General features: G+C 43.9%; 13 protein-coding genes. 1 reads left to right on the top strand and 12 read right to left on the bottom strand.

What is annotated here, in order from left to right; genetic code table 11:
• Positions 1 to 33 precede the first annotated feature (33 nt).
• From purF to fabB, 9 genes are all read right to left on the bottom strand, one after another.
• The gene (purF, locus tag IEY18_RS10825; RefSeq protein ID WP_188920693.1) at positions 34 to 1,548 is read right to left on the bottom strand and encodes an amidophosphoribosyltransferase; all 1,515 of its coding nucleotides are present in this window, start codon (positions 1,546 to 1,548) and stop codon (positions 34 to 36) included.
• 145 nt (positions 1,549 to 1,693) lie between these two features.
• Positions 1,694 to 2,185 carry a CvpA family protein gene (locus IEY18_RS10820; protein WP_188920690.1) on the bottom strand — a complete coding sequence of 164 codons (492 nt, stop codon included), beginning with the start codon at positions 2,183 to 2,185 and terminating at the stop codon, positions 1,694 to 1,696.
• A 116-nt stretch (positions 2,186 to 2,301) separates the two neighbouring features.
• Entirely contained in the window at positions 2,302 to 3,000 is a 699-nt protein-coding gene (gene dedD, locus IEY18_RS10815) for a cell division protein DedD (RefSeq protein WP_188920688.1), read from the bottom strand.
• On the bottom strand, positions 2,993 to 4,264 hold the full coding sequence (folC, locus tag IEY18_RS10810; RefSeq protein ID WP_188920686.1) for a bifunctional tetrahydrofolate synthase/dihydrofolate synthase: 1,272 nt from the start codon (positions 4,262 to 4,264) through the stop codon (positions 2,993 to 2,995). Before folC ends, dedD begins: the two co-directional genes overlap by 8 nt.
• Positions 4,265 to 4,267: 3 nt before the next feature.
• Entirely contained in the window at positions 4,268 to 5,053 is a 786-nt protein-coding gene (gene truA, locus IEY18_RS10805; RefSeq protein WP_188920684.1) for a tRNA pseudouridine(38-40) synthase TruA, read from the bottom strand.
• A 266-nt stretch (positions 5,054 to 5,319) separates the two neighbouring features.
• Positions 5,320 to 8,379, bottom strand: a complete 3,060-nt coding sequence (locus IEY18_RS10800; RefSeq protein WP_188920682.1) for a FimV/HubP family polar landmark protein — start codon at positions 8,377 to 8,379, stop codon at positions 5,320 to 5,322.
• 254 nt (positions 8,380 to 8,633) lie between these two features.
• Positions 8,634 to 9,650, bottom strand: a complete 1,017-nt coding sequence (locus IEY18_RS10795) for an aspartate-semialdehyde dehydrogenase (protein WP_188920680.1) — start codon at positions 9,648 to 9,650, stop codon at positions 8,634 to 8,636.
• Positions 9,651 to 9,652: 2 nt separating this feature from the next.
• Positions 9,653 to 10,783: a 4-phosphoerythronate dehydrogenase PdxB gene (pdxB, locus tag IEY18_RS10790; RefSeq protein WP_188920678.1), complete on the bottom strand. Its 1,131-nt coding sequence runs from the start codon at positions 10,781 to 10,783 to the stop codon at positions 9,653 to 9,655.
• 172 nt (positions 10,784 to 10,955) lie between these two features.
• Positions 10,956 to 12,167: a beta-ketoacyl-ACP synthase I gene (gene fabB, locus IEY18_RS10785; RefSeq protein WP_188920676.1), complete on the bottom strand. Its 1,212-nt coding sequence runs from the start codon at positions 12,165 to 12,167 to the stop codon at positions 10,956 to 10,958.
• Between the two features lie 133 nt (positions 12,168 to 12,300).
• Between fabB and mnmC1 the strand changes: the two genes are divergently transcribed.
• Positions 12,301 to 14,595, top strand: coding sequence for an FAD-dependent 5-carboxymethylaminomethyl-2-thiouridine(34) oxidoreductase MnmC1 (gene mnmC1 / locus IEY18_RS10780; RefSeq protein WP_188920674.1), 2,295 nt, complete (start codon positions 12,301 to 12,303; stop codon positions 14,593 to 14,595).
• 104 nt (positions 14,596 to 14,699) lie between these two features.
• On the opposite strand, the gene IEY18_RS10775 is transcribed toward mnmC1, so the two are convergent.
• The 3 genes from IEY18_RS10775 to IEY18_RS10765 form a co-directional block, all read right to left on the bottom strand.
• Positions 14,700 to 14,969, bottom strand: coding sequence for a YfcL family protein (locus IEY18_RS10775; RefSeq protein WP_188920672.1), 270 nt, complete (start codon positions 14,967 to 14,969; stop codon positions 14,700 to 14,702).
• Positions 14,970 to 15,054: 85 nt separating this feature from the next.
• Complete coding sequence (locus tag IEY18_RS10770; RefSeq protein ID WP_188920670.1) at positions 15,055 to 16,209, bottom strand: ATP-NAD kinase family protein; 1,155 nt, start codon at positions 16,207 to 16,209, stop codon at positions 15,055 to 15,057.
• Between the two features lie 161 nt (positions 16,210 to 16,370).
• Positions 16,371 to 17,525, bottom strand: coding sequence for an MFS transporter (locus IEY18_RS10765; RefSeq protein ID WP_188920668.1), 1,155 nt, complete (start codon positions 17,523 to 17,525; stop codon positions 16,371 to 16,373).
• Positions 17,526 to 17,605 lie beyond the last annotated feature (80 nt).

The raw sequence follows: 17,605 nt of genomic DNA, 5'->3' as shown, positions 1-17,605 counted from the left end.
CTGCTCGGCTTTCTAATTAACTCTATTTACACTCTATGGATGACAGACGTTATGCAACTCTAGATTAGTGCCAATGTCCTTACTACGCTCGGCTTTGGCATCATCATTCCGCAATTTGGTTAGATGGTCCAAATAAGCTTGGTTTACATCATTGGTGATATAATTACCATCAAAAACAGAGGTTTCAAAACGCTTAATTTCTGGATTCTCCATCCGTACAGCTTCGACCAAATCAGGTAAGTCTTGATAAATCATGCCATCTGCACCGATAATTGCACTAATTTCTTCAACATCACGACCATGGGCAATCAGTTCATTTGAAGTTGGCATATCAATACCATAGACATTCGGGAATCGAATTTCAGGGGCCGCTGAAGCAAAGTATACTTTCTTAGCACCGGCTTCTCGCGCCATTTCAATAATCTGTTCAGATGTCGTTCCTCGTACTACTGAGTCATCAACCAGTAATACATTTTTCCCTTTAAACTCTGTAGCAATGGCATTGAGCTTGCGACGAACTGACTTTTTACGCTGCTGTTGACCCGGCATAATAAACGTACGGCCAATATAGCGGTTTTTGACAAACCCTTGACGGTAAGGCAAATCCATATTCCGCGCGATCTCTAATGCGATATCACAAGACGTTTCAGGAATAGGAATGACAACATCGATGTCATGATCAAACCATTCTGCCTTTATTTTTTCACCAAGCTTGGTGCCCATATTGACGCGAGTCGCGTAAACCGATGCATTATCAATTTTTGAATCTGGGCGCGCAAAATATACATATTCAAAGATGCAAGGCGCATAACTCGGCGCTTGCGCGCACTGCTGTGTATAAAGTTCACCATCAAGGGAAATATAAATAGCCTCACCAGGAGCAACATCACGCATCACTTCAAAGCCGACGGCATCTAAAGCAACACTTTCAGAGGCGACCATATATTCGGTACCATTTTCTGTTTCGTGCTTACCAAGAACCAATGGACGAATACCAAAAGGATCTCTAAACGCGACAAGACCTTGGCCAATAATCAAAGCTGAGACCGCGTACGCGCCGCGGGTTTGACTATGAACATTAGAAATGGCAGTAAACACTTCATCTGCAGTCAGCGTTTGACTTGTTGTTTTTTGAAGTTCATCGGCAAGTAAATTTAACAAAACCTCAGAGTCAGAAGTTGTATTCACATGACGACGCTTTTTAATTAGACCTTCAGCGAGTTCAACCGCATTGGTTAAATTACCATTATGGGCAAGCGAAATACCAAAAGGTGAGTTGACGTAAAAAGGCTGTGCTTCTGAAGCACTAGAGCTCCCTGCAGTTGGGTAACGTACATGGCCAATACCCGCTTTTCCTTGTAATCGTTGCATGTGCTTCACTTCAAACACATCTTTAACTAAGCCATTTGCTTTTCGCAAACGGAAAGCATTTCCGTCAACGGTTACAATACCAGCTGCATCTTGTCCTCTGTGTTGTAACACAGTTAACGCGTCATAGATGGTCTGATTTACCGAAGAACGGCCAACAATTCCGACGATACCACACATGGGTGAGCTTCCTCATTTTAAGATGTTCGATATCCACCACCATTAGTGATTATAGGCATTGTTCATCAAACTGCCTCGCTTGCTTAAATCAAGCGACGACAGCTCTTAGCCTATATCCTAATTGTCTGGGGATTATTCATTTTTGTTATATTGTTTTGGGTACAAAGCTTGAAGTATTTTCTAGGTAGTCAAAAAACCATTGAATGACTACCCCAAATTCGGGTACGAGTTTAGAGTCTTGCCACCAGTCCGTGTTCGGTGCACCAGTAAAAGCGTCCATAAAGAAAAGAAGCGCGCTCACGATCAATGCGCCTCTTAAAGCGCCGAAGCACAGCCCTAAAACTCTGTCGGTTCCAGAAAGTCCAGTTTTGCTTACCAACTGGCTGATTAGATAATTAACCAAAGCGCCAAGGATCAAAGTGGTAATAAACAGAATAGCAATCGCAACCCCGTTTCTTAGAATCTCATCTTGCATTTGCGTAAGATGAGCTGCTAAGTCCTGATAAAACTGGCTAGCGATAAAGAAGGCGACGAACCACACGACAAGAGACATTGCCTCTTTCGCGAATCCGCGGATTAAACTAATTAAAGTAGATAAGCCAACAACCGTAATAATAGCGTAGTCAATCCAAACCATTGTAATAGAGATCCGGGGGCGTTCTGCAAGACGGCGCGATTCTATCAAAGACTGACGTTATTCTCACCCCTTGCAAAAGAAATAACTCAGTTTCCATATCAAAACGCGCATGAAATTTATTTATCTAACGGGTTATAGGAAACAATTCGCCCCTTCAGCTTGGTCACTTTAAAGACTTGAGCCTGACGCGCCTTTAGTTTTTCTTTGGATACGTCAGGTCCCACAAATACCTTGGTCAACTTCCCGTCAACAGGTTTTGCTGGCAACGTATAAGCTGTGATACCTGCTTTCCGCAGCTTGGCAACAAGTGCACGAACATTACCTGCATGGTTAAAACTCCCAAGTTGCAATGTCCAAGCGACCTGCCACTCATCTTTTTTCGCCGCGCTCTTCACCCTAGATGCTGGCTGATTTACTGTTTTGGCCGATTGAGATGAGTTCGTAGATATTGGTTGGCTGGCAGCCGATGTTTCTTTCTGTTTATTTACTTTTGCAACTGCACTTTTTTCTTTCGCTGACACACTGGTTGTCGAATTCTTATCTGAGTTTGTTTGTGCAGGTAAAGAGACGCGCTCTTGTTTTGGCTGGGCCGCCAGCGGTTTCTCGGCTGTTGAATCTGAATTGACAACAATTTCTATCGGTTTTTGCGCTTCTACTTGCGCTTGATTATTTTCAAGTTGAGGTCTTAACGGTATTTCGCTGAAAACCTCTTCCTGACGCTCTTTCTTCCCATCAAGAATGTCAGGTAAAAAAATCACACCGAGAGCGACAAGCACCACGGTACCAATGAGGCGATTATGAAATTGGCTAGACACAAATAGCTTCCTGTTGCATGAGTGATTTAAATGCTGAAACAGTGTAAAAGGAGCCAAACACAATTACCACATCATCATCGTGAATTTGTGTTTTTATTGCGTTCCACGCTGCAAATAGCTGATCAAATTCACTATATTTAGCCGTTTGCCTGATACTTTGCCCTAAAAGTGAAGCCTTTGCGCCTCTAGGAACATTTAAATCAACCAAACTCCAATGATCAACAACATCTACCATTTGTAACAATACACCAGGAATATCCTTATCATCTAACATGCCACAAATCGCATAAACGTGATGAGTTTTGAGTTGCGATACACGATGTGCTAAATAGGCCGCGGCATGCGGATTATGAGCAACATCCGCAATAACTTTGGGTCGCTCACTAAGCAACTCAAACCGCCCACTTAATTTGGTTAGGCTGACGGATTCCATAGCCTGCTGTAAATCCACATCAGTAAATGACGATTCGAGTACGGCAAGACAAGTCGCGGCATTCGCGATAGGTAAAAACGGTAACGCACTGGTCAATTTCTTTTGCGTTGTCGTGGTATAGCACCATGAATTTGAATGCTCTGCATAAGCGAAGTCTATGCCCACTTGTCGCATCTGGGTTCCAAGTGTTTTCCCGTGATTCAGTAAACTACTAGGTGGGTTTGGCTCGCCGATAATGGCCTGCTGATTTTTTCTGAAAATCCCTGCCTTTTCAAAAGCAACAGCTTCTCGGGTGTCGCCTAGGTAGGATTGATGGTCAATATCAATCGACGTAATGACACTGACATCGGCATCTATAATATTCGTCGCATCCAACCGGCCACCTAAGCCAACCTCTAATATAACAACATCAAGTGCCGCTTGCTTCAAAATGTACAAGCCTGCAAGCGTTGCATATTCAAAGAAAGTTAAGGGTATTTCTTGCCTTGCTTTTTCAATCTCGTGAAATGCATTAATAAACAATGCATCGACAGCATGAGAGCCATTGACTCTAACCCGCTCATTGTACGCTATGATATGTGGCGAACTATAAACACCGACTGTATAACCAGCATTGAGTAGCGCGGTCTCCAACATGGCACAAGTGCTTCCTTTGCCATTCGTTCCAGCCACAGTAATCACTTTGCTGTGTTCAATGGATGTTAATGCTAAACGAGTAGCGACCTGAGTGACCCGTTCAAGGCCCATGTCGATTTCTTGTGCATGTACGCTAAGCTGGTAATCAAGCCATTCAGCTAAACTAGAACAACCTGTCGGAATGGGAAGTGCCATGGTTTAATCTACCATAAAGAGTGGACCCAAAGGCAGTTTGGGTAATTCAAATGATTCTGGGTAAGTGACGTCCACTAAATATAAGCCATGTGGCTTTGACGTTGCAGCAGCTTTGGTTCTATCTTTCAGCGCCAGCAGTTCCGCCATCCAATTAACGGATTGTTTTCCAAGACCAATTTCAAGTAAAGAGCCAACAATATTACGAACCATATGGTGTAAAAAGGCGTTTGCGGAAATATCAACAATCACGTACATACCCTGCCGAGTGACACTGACTCGATGCACGTTGCGAAATGGAGTATTTGATTGACATTGAACAGCTCGAAAGCTGGTAAAGTCCTGCTCTCCAATCAGCACTTGGGCAGCTTGATGCATCTTCTCTTCATCAAGTTGACCGGAGTAATGACTCACGCCATGACGTAAGATCCCAGGGCGAAATTGATGGTTGTATATCACATATCGATAACGCCTTGCCGTTGCAGAAAACCGCGCATGGAAATCTTCATCGACAACTTTTGCCCAGCGAACCGCAACGCCGTCAGGAAGGTGTACATTCACGCCAAGTGTCCAAGCGCCATCACCTCGAATCGCATTGGTGTCAAAATGCACCACCTGCCCTGTCGCATGGACTCCTGAGTCTGTTCTGCCTGCACATTGAACAGCGATAGGTTCATTCGCAACTTTTGATAGCGCAGCCTCGAGGCGCGCTTGAACAGAATCGACTTCAGCTTGTCGCTGCCAACCAAAAAAACCATTTCCCGCGTATTCAACGCCCAACGCAACGCGCATTTATCACTCCTACAAGCTCCCTTTTATCCAAAGGCGCTATTGAACTTTAACAATCTAATTAAGTGGCGCGGATTTTATACTAATTCCTGACATTTGAGAAACCGAACATCGTTGCACTTTCTTAATTTGAATATTGCTCTAAGCAACAAAGACACGCAGCGTTTAATTAAACTGTTGATACAAACGCATAGCTGAGGAATTGCTTTGTCCATAAAAAAACGGCACTTATCAGTGCCGTTAATAAAAATCATTCGAGAGATAAAAACCTATCCCATATCCTCAATCAAAACCGAGGACTCAGCTTTTTGCCGATCATTGCCGTCAAGTAAAACCTCGTTAAGCAATGCTTTCGCACTATCCTTATCATCAATTTCGATATATGCACGTGCTAAGTCCAACTTAGCATTAATCGCATTCTCTTCATCATCAACATCGACCATTGGCGTATTACCCATCAATGAATCCATGTCACCCATGTCGACATCGATATCTTTATATGGATCATCATCGATACGGTCTTCGTCAGCGTCATTCAACAGTTTATCGATGTCGATAAAGCCATTCTCTTGTTGGAAGCTCGCTAAGTCATGTTCGGGGACAGGCTCTGGTTCGGGCTGACTATCTTCGGCATCTAAAGCCGCCAAAGCCTCATCAACCGTAAGCTTTACGTCATTCTCAAGTGTAAATTCATCTTCGACAGTCAAAGCTTCTGGTTCTTCAGCAGTATTCTCAGCAAAAGCAGATAACAAATCTTCGTCGGAAACATCGATATTTGATACTTCAGGTGCTGCAATATCTGCTTCGACCTCAACAGCGGGCTCAATCTCTTCTTCGGGCGCGCTTTCTGCTAATACACTTTCCCAGTCAATACTTTGATTTTGCTCTGGTCGCGTCGCCCGTAGATCACTAAAGAAGCTCGATGGCTCTGTAGGTTCAGCGACGTCGTCCAGCCCAGTGTCAGCCTCTACGTCTTCAGCATAAACTTCAAGATCATCATCTCCATCCAATTGTGCGATTAAAGCATCAAGATCATCATCTGTAGACTTGGTTGGCGCGTTGCCGTCAACGCTATCCAACTCTTTTAACAAATTATCTAAGCCGTCATCTTCAGGTGACTTATCCTCAGCGTCAACATCCCGAGAACTCTCTGTAGTAAGCAGCGGCTCAGGCTCCGATTCTAGACCTGACAGTAAACTATCAATGTCTGCATCTGACACATCAAGACTGTCATCAGCCATCGCCTCATCGATTTCAGCAGCAAGAGACTCACTGATTGCATCATCGGTTTCAGAAACTTCAACGTCTTCAATGACTGAGTCAAGTTGAGGTGCAATTTCTTCTCCGGCTGCTGAAGTCTCTGGCAAATCTGGGGCAACGACATCATCTGCAGATTCTGTGCTGTCAGTAACCATGTCAAAATCAGCTAACAATGCATCAATATCATCAACATCTGCACTTCCTGATTCCAAATCATCGACATTTAAACTCGCGGCTTCTTCAGAGTGTTCACCATCTTCAGATGGTATTTCAATACTCTCTGCGGTTTGCTGACTAGCAGAATCATTGCTTTCTTCTGCAACATTTGGTTCGAAACCTTCGAGTAATGAATCGATATCATCAGCATCAATTGAATTATTTTCTAGATCGAGCTGGTCATCCTCTTTAGGTTTTGCTTGTTCGTCATCCTCTGGCGCATCAGCACTTGCGAGCAGAGCGTCAATGTCATCATCTGCAATGCTGTCTTGTGACTGTGGTTCTGGTTCTGGTTCTGGTTCTGGTTCTGGTTCAGCCACAGTATCAGCTTCATCGAAACCAGCCATCAAAGCATCAATATCATCATCATCGATAACTGCATTTTGAAGCTCTGGCTCAGACTCTGCTACCGCATCGGTTTTAGAACTATCGGATTCATCAGGAATATCCACATCAAAATCAGCAAGTAAGGCATCAATATCATCCTCAGCGGCTTCTTCTTTAGGAGTCGCGCTATCTTCTTCTAATCCTGACAGTAATGCATCTAAGTCTTCTTCAGTATCTTCACTTGGCGCATCAAGTTCTGAAAGCAAAGAATCGAGATCATCTTCTTGCTGATCTTGCTCTAAGTGAATTCCAGCAGATTCATCAGCGTCTTCCGCAGGCGCATCGTCATCGCCCATGGCCTCAGCCCATAGATCATCGAGGGACTGGCCATCGTCATCTTCTTCAATTGAGTCTAAATCAGCCAGTTCTTCTTCAGAATCCACAAATAAAGCTTCTGCATCTTCACTTTGACCAGCCTGATCACTTTCGGGCTGCAGCTCTGAGTTATCCATATCAAGTAGATCATCTAAACTGTTTGGATCGCCCATATCCAAATCATCTACTGAGGTTTCAGAATTGTCAGCAGCCTCTTTTGTTGCAACGTCTTTTCCTTCAGCTTCTGCAATTGCTTGCATATCTTTATTCTGTCGACGGCGTAAGAACATCCACAGCAATGCGAGTAGCAATAACGCAGGGATCGCTGCGCCCAAAATCAGATACAATGGATTATTTACAATGGTTCGCCAAAGATCATCTGGCTCTTCCATGACTGTCGGCGCTTGGTTCATGGGCTGTTGAGTTTGCTCAGATGCCAACGCCGCATACTTCTGTTTACTCACCTGCAACGCCTCTTCAAGCATTGCGACTTTCTCATTGAGCTCATCAATGCGCCCTTCTAACGCAGACACATCCGTCTCTTTCACCAACAATTGATCCTGTGCTCTTGCAAGTTCATCGGTTAAAGAGAGATTTTTGGCTTCTACGGCTTCAAGTTTAGCCGCCAGCTCAGTCAATCGAGCAGAGTTTGCTTCAGCTTTCGCAAGCATTTCTTGCTTCGCTGCGGCATCGACATCAGGTTTAACAATTTTAACAACGGGTTGAGTCTGCGCTCTTGGCTTTGGCTTCGGCGCTGGTTTCCAACCTTTATCATCCCGTTCAGCTCTTTGTTTGGCGATTGTTTTAGGGATCGCCAACATGTCTTCTCGAGAAGGAATGAGTAAAATCATGCCTCTTTCGAGACTGTTATAATTCGAGCTTGAAAATGCATGGGGATTGGCGTCATAAATTGCCGCCATAACTTGGTAGATACTCAGCTTCGGGTCTGGACGCATTTTTTGCGCAATACTCCAAAACGTATCAGCACGGGTTGTTGGGCCGTATTGACGCAGCTCTTGCTTCATCTGGCCTTCTGGACCAGTAATTTTTAAGGAGTCAGCTGCATAAGCTGCATCAGGAAGATAAGAAGTTGAAATTGCGATTAAAGCAGAAGCAAAAATGGCGGTTACATATGGCGTGCGAAAGTTCATCAATCCTTTCCTTTCAAGCTCAACTGACTCATCCACAAAGATAAGCCATTGATATCATCATATTCGTCATCAATGATAAATAAACCTCCAAACTGAGGCTTAAATAATCGACTGACAAATGATTTTAGGCATTTGTAATTATTGAGATTACTATAAACTAGAAACCCCCTCCCTGCTACCGTTCACATATGGAAAACAAAAAAAGCCTACGAAGTGCAGGCTTTTTATTAATGGATAACGCTATCTATGACAATTTAATAATAGTCGCGGATTAAGATCTCAGCAATTTGCACGCTATTCAGCGCGGCACCTTTCCGAATGTTATCTGCCACAACCCATAAATTGATACCATGTGAATGGGAAATATCTTTACGAACACGTCCAACATAAACAGGATCAGTTCCGGCGGCATTCGCAACAGCTGTTGGGTATTCATCTTCGGATTCAAATAACACCACACCCTGCGTATCACGTAGCACGGCTTTCACATCTTCGGCATCAACAGGCTGATGGGTTTCAATATGAATAGCCTCTGAGTGCGCATAAAATACAGGAACACGAACAGCGGTAGGATTTACCACAATCTCATCATCTCCGAAGATTTTCTGAGTTTCCCAAACCATTTTCATTTCTTCTTTGGTATAGCCATTATCCATAAACACATCAATTTGCGGCAAAGCATTGAATGCAATTTGCTGTGGATAAACTTTAGACTCAGCGGGCAGACCTTGTAGTAGTTTTGCGCACTGGCTAGCTAACTCTTCGATTGCTTCTTTACCTGTACCTGACACTGATTGATAAGTCGCAACGTTTATACGTGAAATACCATATGCATCATAGATAGGTTTGAGCGCAACAAGCATCTGAATTGTTGAACAGTTTGGGTTCGCAATGATATTTCGATTTCTAAAATCGGCAATTGCATGTGGATTGACTTCTGGAACGACCAACGGCACATCAATGTCATATCTAAAGTGCGAGGTGTTATCAATTACAACACAACCAGCTTCTGCAGCGATTGGCGCCCACTTCTCAGAAACACTGCCACCAGCAGAGAAGAATCCGATTTGAGCTTGCGACCAGTCAAAGGACTCGACATCTAGGATTTCGACCTGTTTGCCATGAAAGCTGACCGTATTGCCTGCACTGCGACTACTCGCCAAAGGATACAAATTTGCGACTGGAAAATTGCGCTCTTCAAGGATCTCAATCATTGTTTGACCCACTGCACCCGACGCACCTAATACGACAACGTTAAATTCCTGCGACATAATTACTGCCCAACTCCCGAAAAACCGATATTGAATAACCAATTTACATCACATTGACCGCGATTGACCAGTGTGAGCGCACTAAATTCGCGTCGATGACGGTGATTTTTTCTCATCTGATCAAATCCACCCGGTACAGAATAAGATATGCGGAATAATTCATCATCATCCCGTATGTCATAAACACTGCGAACAAGGCTCGTCAACTGCATTTGATTTATCTCTGAAGCCAAGGATACCGATTGTAAATGATAGCTGGGTAATAGCTCAGCTAGAGATTTATCAACGGGTACACTTAGCGTACGGCAAAGTTGCTCATACAGCATCAATGTGCCACGAGCTTTGCCTTCAAGGCTATAGCCCGCAATATGAGGGGTTGCGATATCCACAAGAGGAACAAGCTCATCCATGGGGCTCGGCTCACCTTCCCATACATCTAACACCAAACGAACATCTTCTCTCTGTTGCTTAAACTCAATCAAAGCTCGGTTGTTGATGACTTCCCCACGACAACAATTTAAAAGCCAGGCTCCTGGCTTTAATCCATTGAGTCTCGCCTCATCAAATAAGTACCAGGTTTTATGAACACCCAACTTGGTGAGTGGCACATGTAAACTAATAATATCTGCTTCCGAAATAACCTGGTCTAAACTGACGAAATCACGGGAGTCTCCCTGTGCCTGCAACAGGGGATCATTGAGCAGCACTTTTATACCAAAACCACGTAAACATTTAGCGAGTGCCGATCCAGTATTGCCGGCACCAATAATGCCGACGGTCTTATTTTTTAATTGCGAATTTGTCCGCCGCGCCAACTCTAACATTGCAGTAAAAGCATACTCTCCGACAGCAGTGGCATTGCAACCAGGGGCGCTAGAAAAAGAAATGTTTCGTTCGGTTAGATAGTCGAGATCGATATGATCGGTGCCAATGGTCGCAGTACCAACGAACTGCAAAGCACGATTTTCAGACAGTAGCTCTTTATTAACCGCAGTGACAGAACGCACCAACAACACATCTGCATCAGCAACTTGTTCAGGACTTAAATGTCGTCCATCGACCAACACCACTTCACCCAGCGCCGCAAAAAGCTCTTGGACATAGGGCATGTTCTCATCAGCAATGATTTTCATCGGAATTCTCAAGTATTTTCAATGGCAATATAATATCAGAAGACTGTTCAAAGCGAGCTGGATAAATCGTTTAGTGATACACACTCGCGCACCCCATCACTTTTCAAGGCAACAAAAAAGGGAGCTGAGGCTCCCTTTTTAAATTGAACATCCGTGCTTAACGCATGATTGACTACTTATATTTTTTCATCACCAGTGTGGCGTTGGTTCCACCAAAGCCAAAGCTATTACTCATCACCGTATTTAGCTCTGCATCACGACGCTCAGTCACAATATTCATACCGACAGCTTTTTCATCCAGAGTTTCAACATTGGCACTCGCTGCAATAAAGCTTTGCTCCATCATTAACATACTGTAAATCGCTTCATGAACACCCGCGGCACCCAAAGCATGGCCAGTTAAAGATTTAGTTGACGCAATCGGAGGTACATTTTCAGGGAATACTTCTTTCAGTGCTTCAAGCTCGCGCACATCACCAACAGGCGTAGAGGTACCGTGTGTATTGACATAATCAATCGGAGTATCGACATCAGCAAGCGCCATTTGCATACAGCGAACTGCGCCTTCACCCGAAGGTGCAACCATGTCATAGCCATCAGAAGATGCGCCATAGCCGATAACTTCAGCATAAATTTTCGCGCCGCGAGCCAATGCATGCTCGAGCTCTTCTACGACGACGATACCGCCACCGCCAGAAATGACAAAGCCATCACGGTCAGCATCATAGGTACGCGAAGCACGCTCTGGAGAGTCATTATACTTTGTTGATAACGCTCCCATCGCATCAAAGCCCATGGTCAAAGTCCAGTCCAACTCTTCCGAGCCACCTGCAAAGACCATATCTTGCTTACCCATTTGAATAAGTTCAACGGCATGACCAATACAGTGGGCGCTCGTTGCACACGCAGAGCTAATAGAATAGTTCATACCTTTAATTTTGAAAGGTGTTGCTAAGCATGCACTTGCAGTACTGGACATAATACGAGGCACAATATATGGGCCTACGCGTTTCACACCTTTTTCTCTGAGGGTATCCGCAGCTTGAACTTGGTTAGATGATGATGCACCACCTGTACCAGCAATAATGCCCACACGAGGATCTGAATATTGCTCTTCAGTTAACTCGGCATCTGCAATTGCTTCTTTCATTGCAATATAAGCGTAGGCCGCAGCATTCCCCATGAAACGGAGCGCTTTACGGTCTATGTGGTCTGCAGGGTTAATTTTAAGATCACCCCATACTTGACTACGGAGTTTCATCTCTTCAAATTGCTCTGATCGTGTAATACCGCTACGACCTGCCTTGAGAGATTCAGTCACTTCTTGCTTGTTATTACCGATACTTGAAACAATACCAATTCCGGTGATCACGACTCTTTTCATTATTTACTATCCATTCCGTACATGTCAGAACTATTTTCGCTGGCTTATCTTACTTGGTTTAAGGCATTAAAGTGGTCAGCTTTCCAAAATCCAAGTTAAAATATGTGCACACATCTAAATAAAGGTTATTTTTTTGAGCAATGTTATAGATTTAACCCCTGAGTTGTCGAACAATTGTGAGGCTTTAATTGTGACTTTTCCACAATCCTATATTCAAAGTGCTCACTTCGATGCAAATCGCATTCGCAAGCTAACTGCAATACTTGGGCAATATTGCCAATGTACTGACGAAACGAATGCTTGTCTGCACGAACACACCAAATTATCGCATTCCCAAATATTGCTATCTCTTGGGTTAGTCGGGCTTGACTGCTTACAATTCTTGCCAGAGCTACTCTGTGTTCATGAATCGCTCATGCGAGCTAAGTTAATTTCGCCAATTCAATTACAAATACAGCTGTTTGTCCCAGACATAAACCCGCTGGTTCTTGATCGTGTTTTCAAGCAAATGAATAGTGAACTTGAAGATAGTAAAGCCTCAATAACCCTAGAGAAATACACCCAAAAATTTACCCAACAGCTTCTGAGTCATTCAATCCCAAGACAAAGGCTGCACATCAGCGACAACTGCATCATCGACATGCATATTGGAGATAAAAACATTCGACTGAATGACATCATCCCCCAACCCACAGCACTCATTGACTTTTGGTGTATTGCCCCGCCAACAGAGCACCGTTGGAATACACATACGTTTTGGCAAATGGCAAGAATGAGCAAAAGGCTATATCCGCCATGTTACTCGACAAAAAAATGGTCGGAATCATTGCGTGAATTTGCTACTGAAGCTGGGTTCGAACCACTAAACTTATTTGGAGAAAATACGCCCCAATCAAACAAAGACAGTTTAATTTACGAGAAAAACTTAGAAAGCAATCAGCAACAGCGTATTGATGAACAATTCGAGAATTCACACGACGCCATTCTTAAATCGACGCAAAAGCATTCACAAAAAGATGCTCAAATGCTATCTCAAGAAAGAAGCATGTTGTGCCAGTCTATCATCCAGCCATATCGATATTGTCACCCGTCAGCGGCAGATATCACACCAAGCAACGACCCCACTCATGCTTCGTTAAATGTGAAAGCTCGGTCTATAGCTATTATCGGTGGTGGAATTGCCAGCGCCAGCTTAATGCTTTCATTGGCGGAGAGAAATCAAAGCATAAGTCTGTTTTGTAGAGACAGTGGCTTCGCAAAAGCGGCATCAGGTAATAAACAAGGCGCACTGTACCCTTTACTCACACCTGATAACGGCCCTTTAAGTCAATTTTACCAGCAAGCTTATCTATATAGCCGCCAACGGATCCTCAACCTAACGAGCTCAGGGAAACAGATTAGTCATGATTTTTGTGGTGTTTTGCAAACGGGGCATGACGCCCGCAGTAGTGCAAGACTCAATAAAATCTCCTCAGGGCAAAACTGGCCACGCGATATCATGCATCGTGTCGATGCAGCACAAGCAAATCAATTGGCCGGGGTACAGATTAACCAACCCGGTCTATTTTACCCGCTGGGTGGCTGGGTATGCCCACATGAGTTCACGCAAGCGGCTGTAGCACAAGCAAAGCAACTGTCGACCCCTGAAATCCATTTCAACACTGAAATAAAAAAAGTATTTCAGCAAGATGGTGATTGGTACCTGAGCACGATTCCTGAAACTGAAACTGAAACTGAAGTTGATACCCAAACACTATTTGGCCCATTCTCTGAAATCGTCCTTGCCAATGGACAAGGGTTCAATCAGTTTGAACAAACTAGAAAGCTCGCTGCAACGGCATTTAGAGGACAAGTCAGCCATATCCCAACGACGGCAACTTTGAACCAAATATCAACAGTACTATGTGCACAAGGTTACATGACACCTCAACATAACAGCATCCATTGCATCGGCGCGAGTTACATCAAAAATGCAACTTCATTAAGCCATTGCCGACAAGAGCAAAATGACAATCAAGCAAAAATAGCCAGTTGCTACCCCGAAACGAATTGGATAAAGGAAATTGATATCAGTGGGCAAGATTCAAGAGTGGGCGTGCGAATGGTGACTCGAGATCATGCTCCTATGGTTGGGCTAGCCCCTGATGTAGATCGCATATACAGCTTATATCAGCAAAGGCTATCAAAAGATAATCAAAGCAAACAAACCGCGATTCAACAATGGAAGCAATGCCATGCACCGGTTATCGAGGGCCTTTACGTTTTGGGGGGGCTCGGCTCAAGGGGCATATGTTCCGCACCATTCGCAGCCGAAATATTAGCGGCGCAAATATGCGGTGATATTATCCCCACAAATTACAATACGCTTGCGCTACTCAACCCAAATAGAATGTGGCTGCGAAAACTGCTGAAAGGTAAAGATATCTGATGAACGCTAGAGCCAATCACTATAAAAATGCCTGCAAATGCAGGCATTCATTGAGGACAGGATAAATAAATCCAGTCCATTGTTCTAAGCAGGCCACCATAGCATCAAGCTAACAAGCGATCTCGCAAATCAAGCCATGCGGTTTGCACCAAGGCAAAATCAGCATCTTCGAGTTCTTTTCTCGCAAGCGCCATACATTCAGCCATATTATTTTCAAGTGCTGCGAAATCTGACTCTTGAGCATCATCTAGCTTTGCTAAAACCACTGCGACGTGCCCTTGCAAATAACCACTGGCAAACAGAGCATCATCATCACCATTGTTTACGATATCTTCTATCCACTGATCAATGACTTGCTCATACTTTTCTAACATGCTTTCTCCGTATACTCTTTCCATAAACACACATTGTGAACATCGCCGAGTGCGCAAAAATTAAATAACCAGCAGCTCATTTTCATCATGCTTCAGAAACTGGACTACTCACCTGATACATCACATAATCACGATAACCGGTTATCACGCGATAGTACCCTGATAACCATTGGTCGAGCTCAGGTTCGCCACTATCTACAATTAATGGTCGTCCTTCAAGTGCTTTTAATTTGGTTTTTGTCGCGACGAGCAAAATATTTTCTTTACCAATCATTTTTAACAGTTCGGGGGTGAGCTGTTGATTGCCGCGTCCTAATATATGACCTTGTCCACCAATTACAGTGATCATCAATTTTACAGGCAAGGAGTCTAAGCGACGTTGGTTGACAATGTCTATCAGCTCATTCGCTTTAACATCTGAAGCAAGTAAAGACTCCGATGCAATCACATCCACACCTAATAGGGTATTGTCTAATGACAACTCCTGCATGACAGCGGCCACAGTACTGCCACTGCCAACAATGACGGTCTCACCTTCAATTTGCTCAATAACCTCAGCAGCAATGTCAGCTAATACCAATTCATTTGATTCCCGGCCACCCATTTTCACAGCTTGAATATATCGTGGTTCCGCTGGAACTTGCATTTCCCCATAACGTTTAGCCATGACTTTGCCTTGCCGAAACAGCGCCTCATCGATATCCATCACATCTGCCGTCATAAGCGAAACAAGCTCCCCTTCAAGCAACTGTTTAACAACCATGCCTGAGGCAACCGGAGTAATACCATACACACCTGAATGAATTTTGACGCCTGCAGGCACGCCTAATACGGGTAGAGAATCGCCAACTGCAGCATAGATATCCCGCGCGGTGCCATCGCCCCCAGCAAATAGTAACAGGTCAATATTTTGAGTCATCATTGCACTGGCAAAATGACGGCTATCAGAGGCAGTTGTTTCACCAAATTGTGCAGAGTTTAAAGTATCTATCACTTGTGTAGTAAAGCCTTTGCTTTTAGCTAAATCCTCTCCCATTAGGCCTGCTGCGGCTACCACCTCGATTTCATCGGCATATTTGACAAAGATATCCAATGCTTGAGCCATTCGATGGCTCGCTTGAGGTTTGGCACCGAGAGCGATGGCTTGTGAAGCAACACCATCACTTCCCTTCAAGGCGACACTGCCGCCCAAACCAGCAACCGGGTTAATTAATAACCCCAAACGAAATTTTTGGCGCATATCTCACTTTTCTCTATTTTATCTTTTCACTATTTTATCTTTTCACTATTTTATCTTTTCACTATTTTATCTTTTCACTATTTTATCTTTTCACTCAATGAGTGCGGTTTAAAACGGAAACCTGAACTGTCATACCTAAACTTTCTACCGGCCCCATGAAGTCACTGGATTATCGTTTGTTCACGGATTAAATATACGGCAGCTAAAGATATGGTGGCACAAGCAGCTGCAAACATCCACGCATCGAATGCACCGCTTCCATCTGCCCATATGATGCCACAAAGCCATGTACCTAAAGCCCCCCCAACGCCAAAGCTCAAGCTAGCATATAGCGCCTGACCTTGACTTCGATGGTGCTTATCAAATTGTTGATGGATAAAGTGAATAGAGGCGGCATGGGTCAAACCAAAAGTAAAAGCATGCAATATTTGACTGAGCGCTAATAATAAAGGTTGCTCTGCGGCGACACCCAAAAGTAGCCAACGTATCACTGTAAATCCAACACTTGTGATTAGTAACTTTTTTACGCCATATTTAGATAAGAAACGAGGGGTGACTGCGAACATAAATATTTCAGCAAATACCCCCAACGCAATATAGAAACCAGCAATAGATTCAGAGTAGCCAATATCTCGAAGATACAAGACAAAAAAACCATAGAAGGGTCCTGCACTCATTTGTAAAAACAGCGCAGATATTAAAAACCAAATCATTGGGCGACTGATGTTAAGTTTTTTATTATTCGCAACAGAGCGTCGCATATTGTTGTCAGAGGGCAGCAGTAAGCTACTAATGAACATTCCCATAAACAAGGCCAGACCTATCTTAGGCACCACTTCTGGGCCATACAACGTTATGGCATAACCGGCTCCGATAACCAAAACAATGTAGCCTAAACTCCCCCAACTTCTGATTCGCCCATACAGATAGCTTTTGTCAGACAGCGTTTCAAGCGTGACCACTTCAAGCTGGGCTAAGATTGCATTCCAGAAAAAAGAGTAAATGGCCAAGCTGGCAGCCATATAAACCAAACCGCCTTCATAAAAAAAGCTCAAATAGCTTAACGCAGCTGCACCCGCGCCCCATTGGATCAGTTCTGTCCGTTTACCAGATTTATCGGCGACAAAGGCCCAAATATTGGGTGCAATGATGCGAGTCGCCATGAGTATTGCGAGTAACAGGCCTATCTCCTGAGCATCAAAGCCTCGATGATCAAAAAAAACACCGAGATACGGCACCATAATCCCAAGAATGGCGAAGAAGAAAAAGTAGCATGCACTCAGCCAATGGAGTTTCTGTGGTAGGGGTTCGGTCATGAAATGATCATTGCCTCTCTGGGTCATATGAGTAGCACCCAAAAGGAATAAAACTCAAAAAATAACCCAGCATATTCTGC

Origin of the sequence: Shewanella gelidii (assembly GCF_014647855.1) — a bacterium.
GTDB lineage: Bacteria > Pseudomonadota > Gammaproteobacteria > Enterobacterales > Shewanellaceae > Shewanella > Shewanella gelidii.
This window is presented reverse-complemented; position numbering and strand designations above follow the sequence as displayed.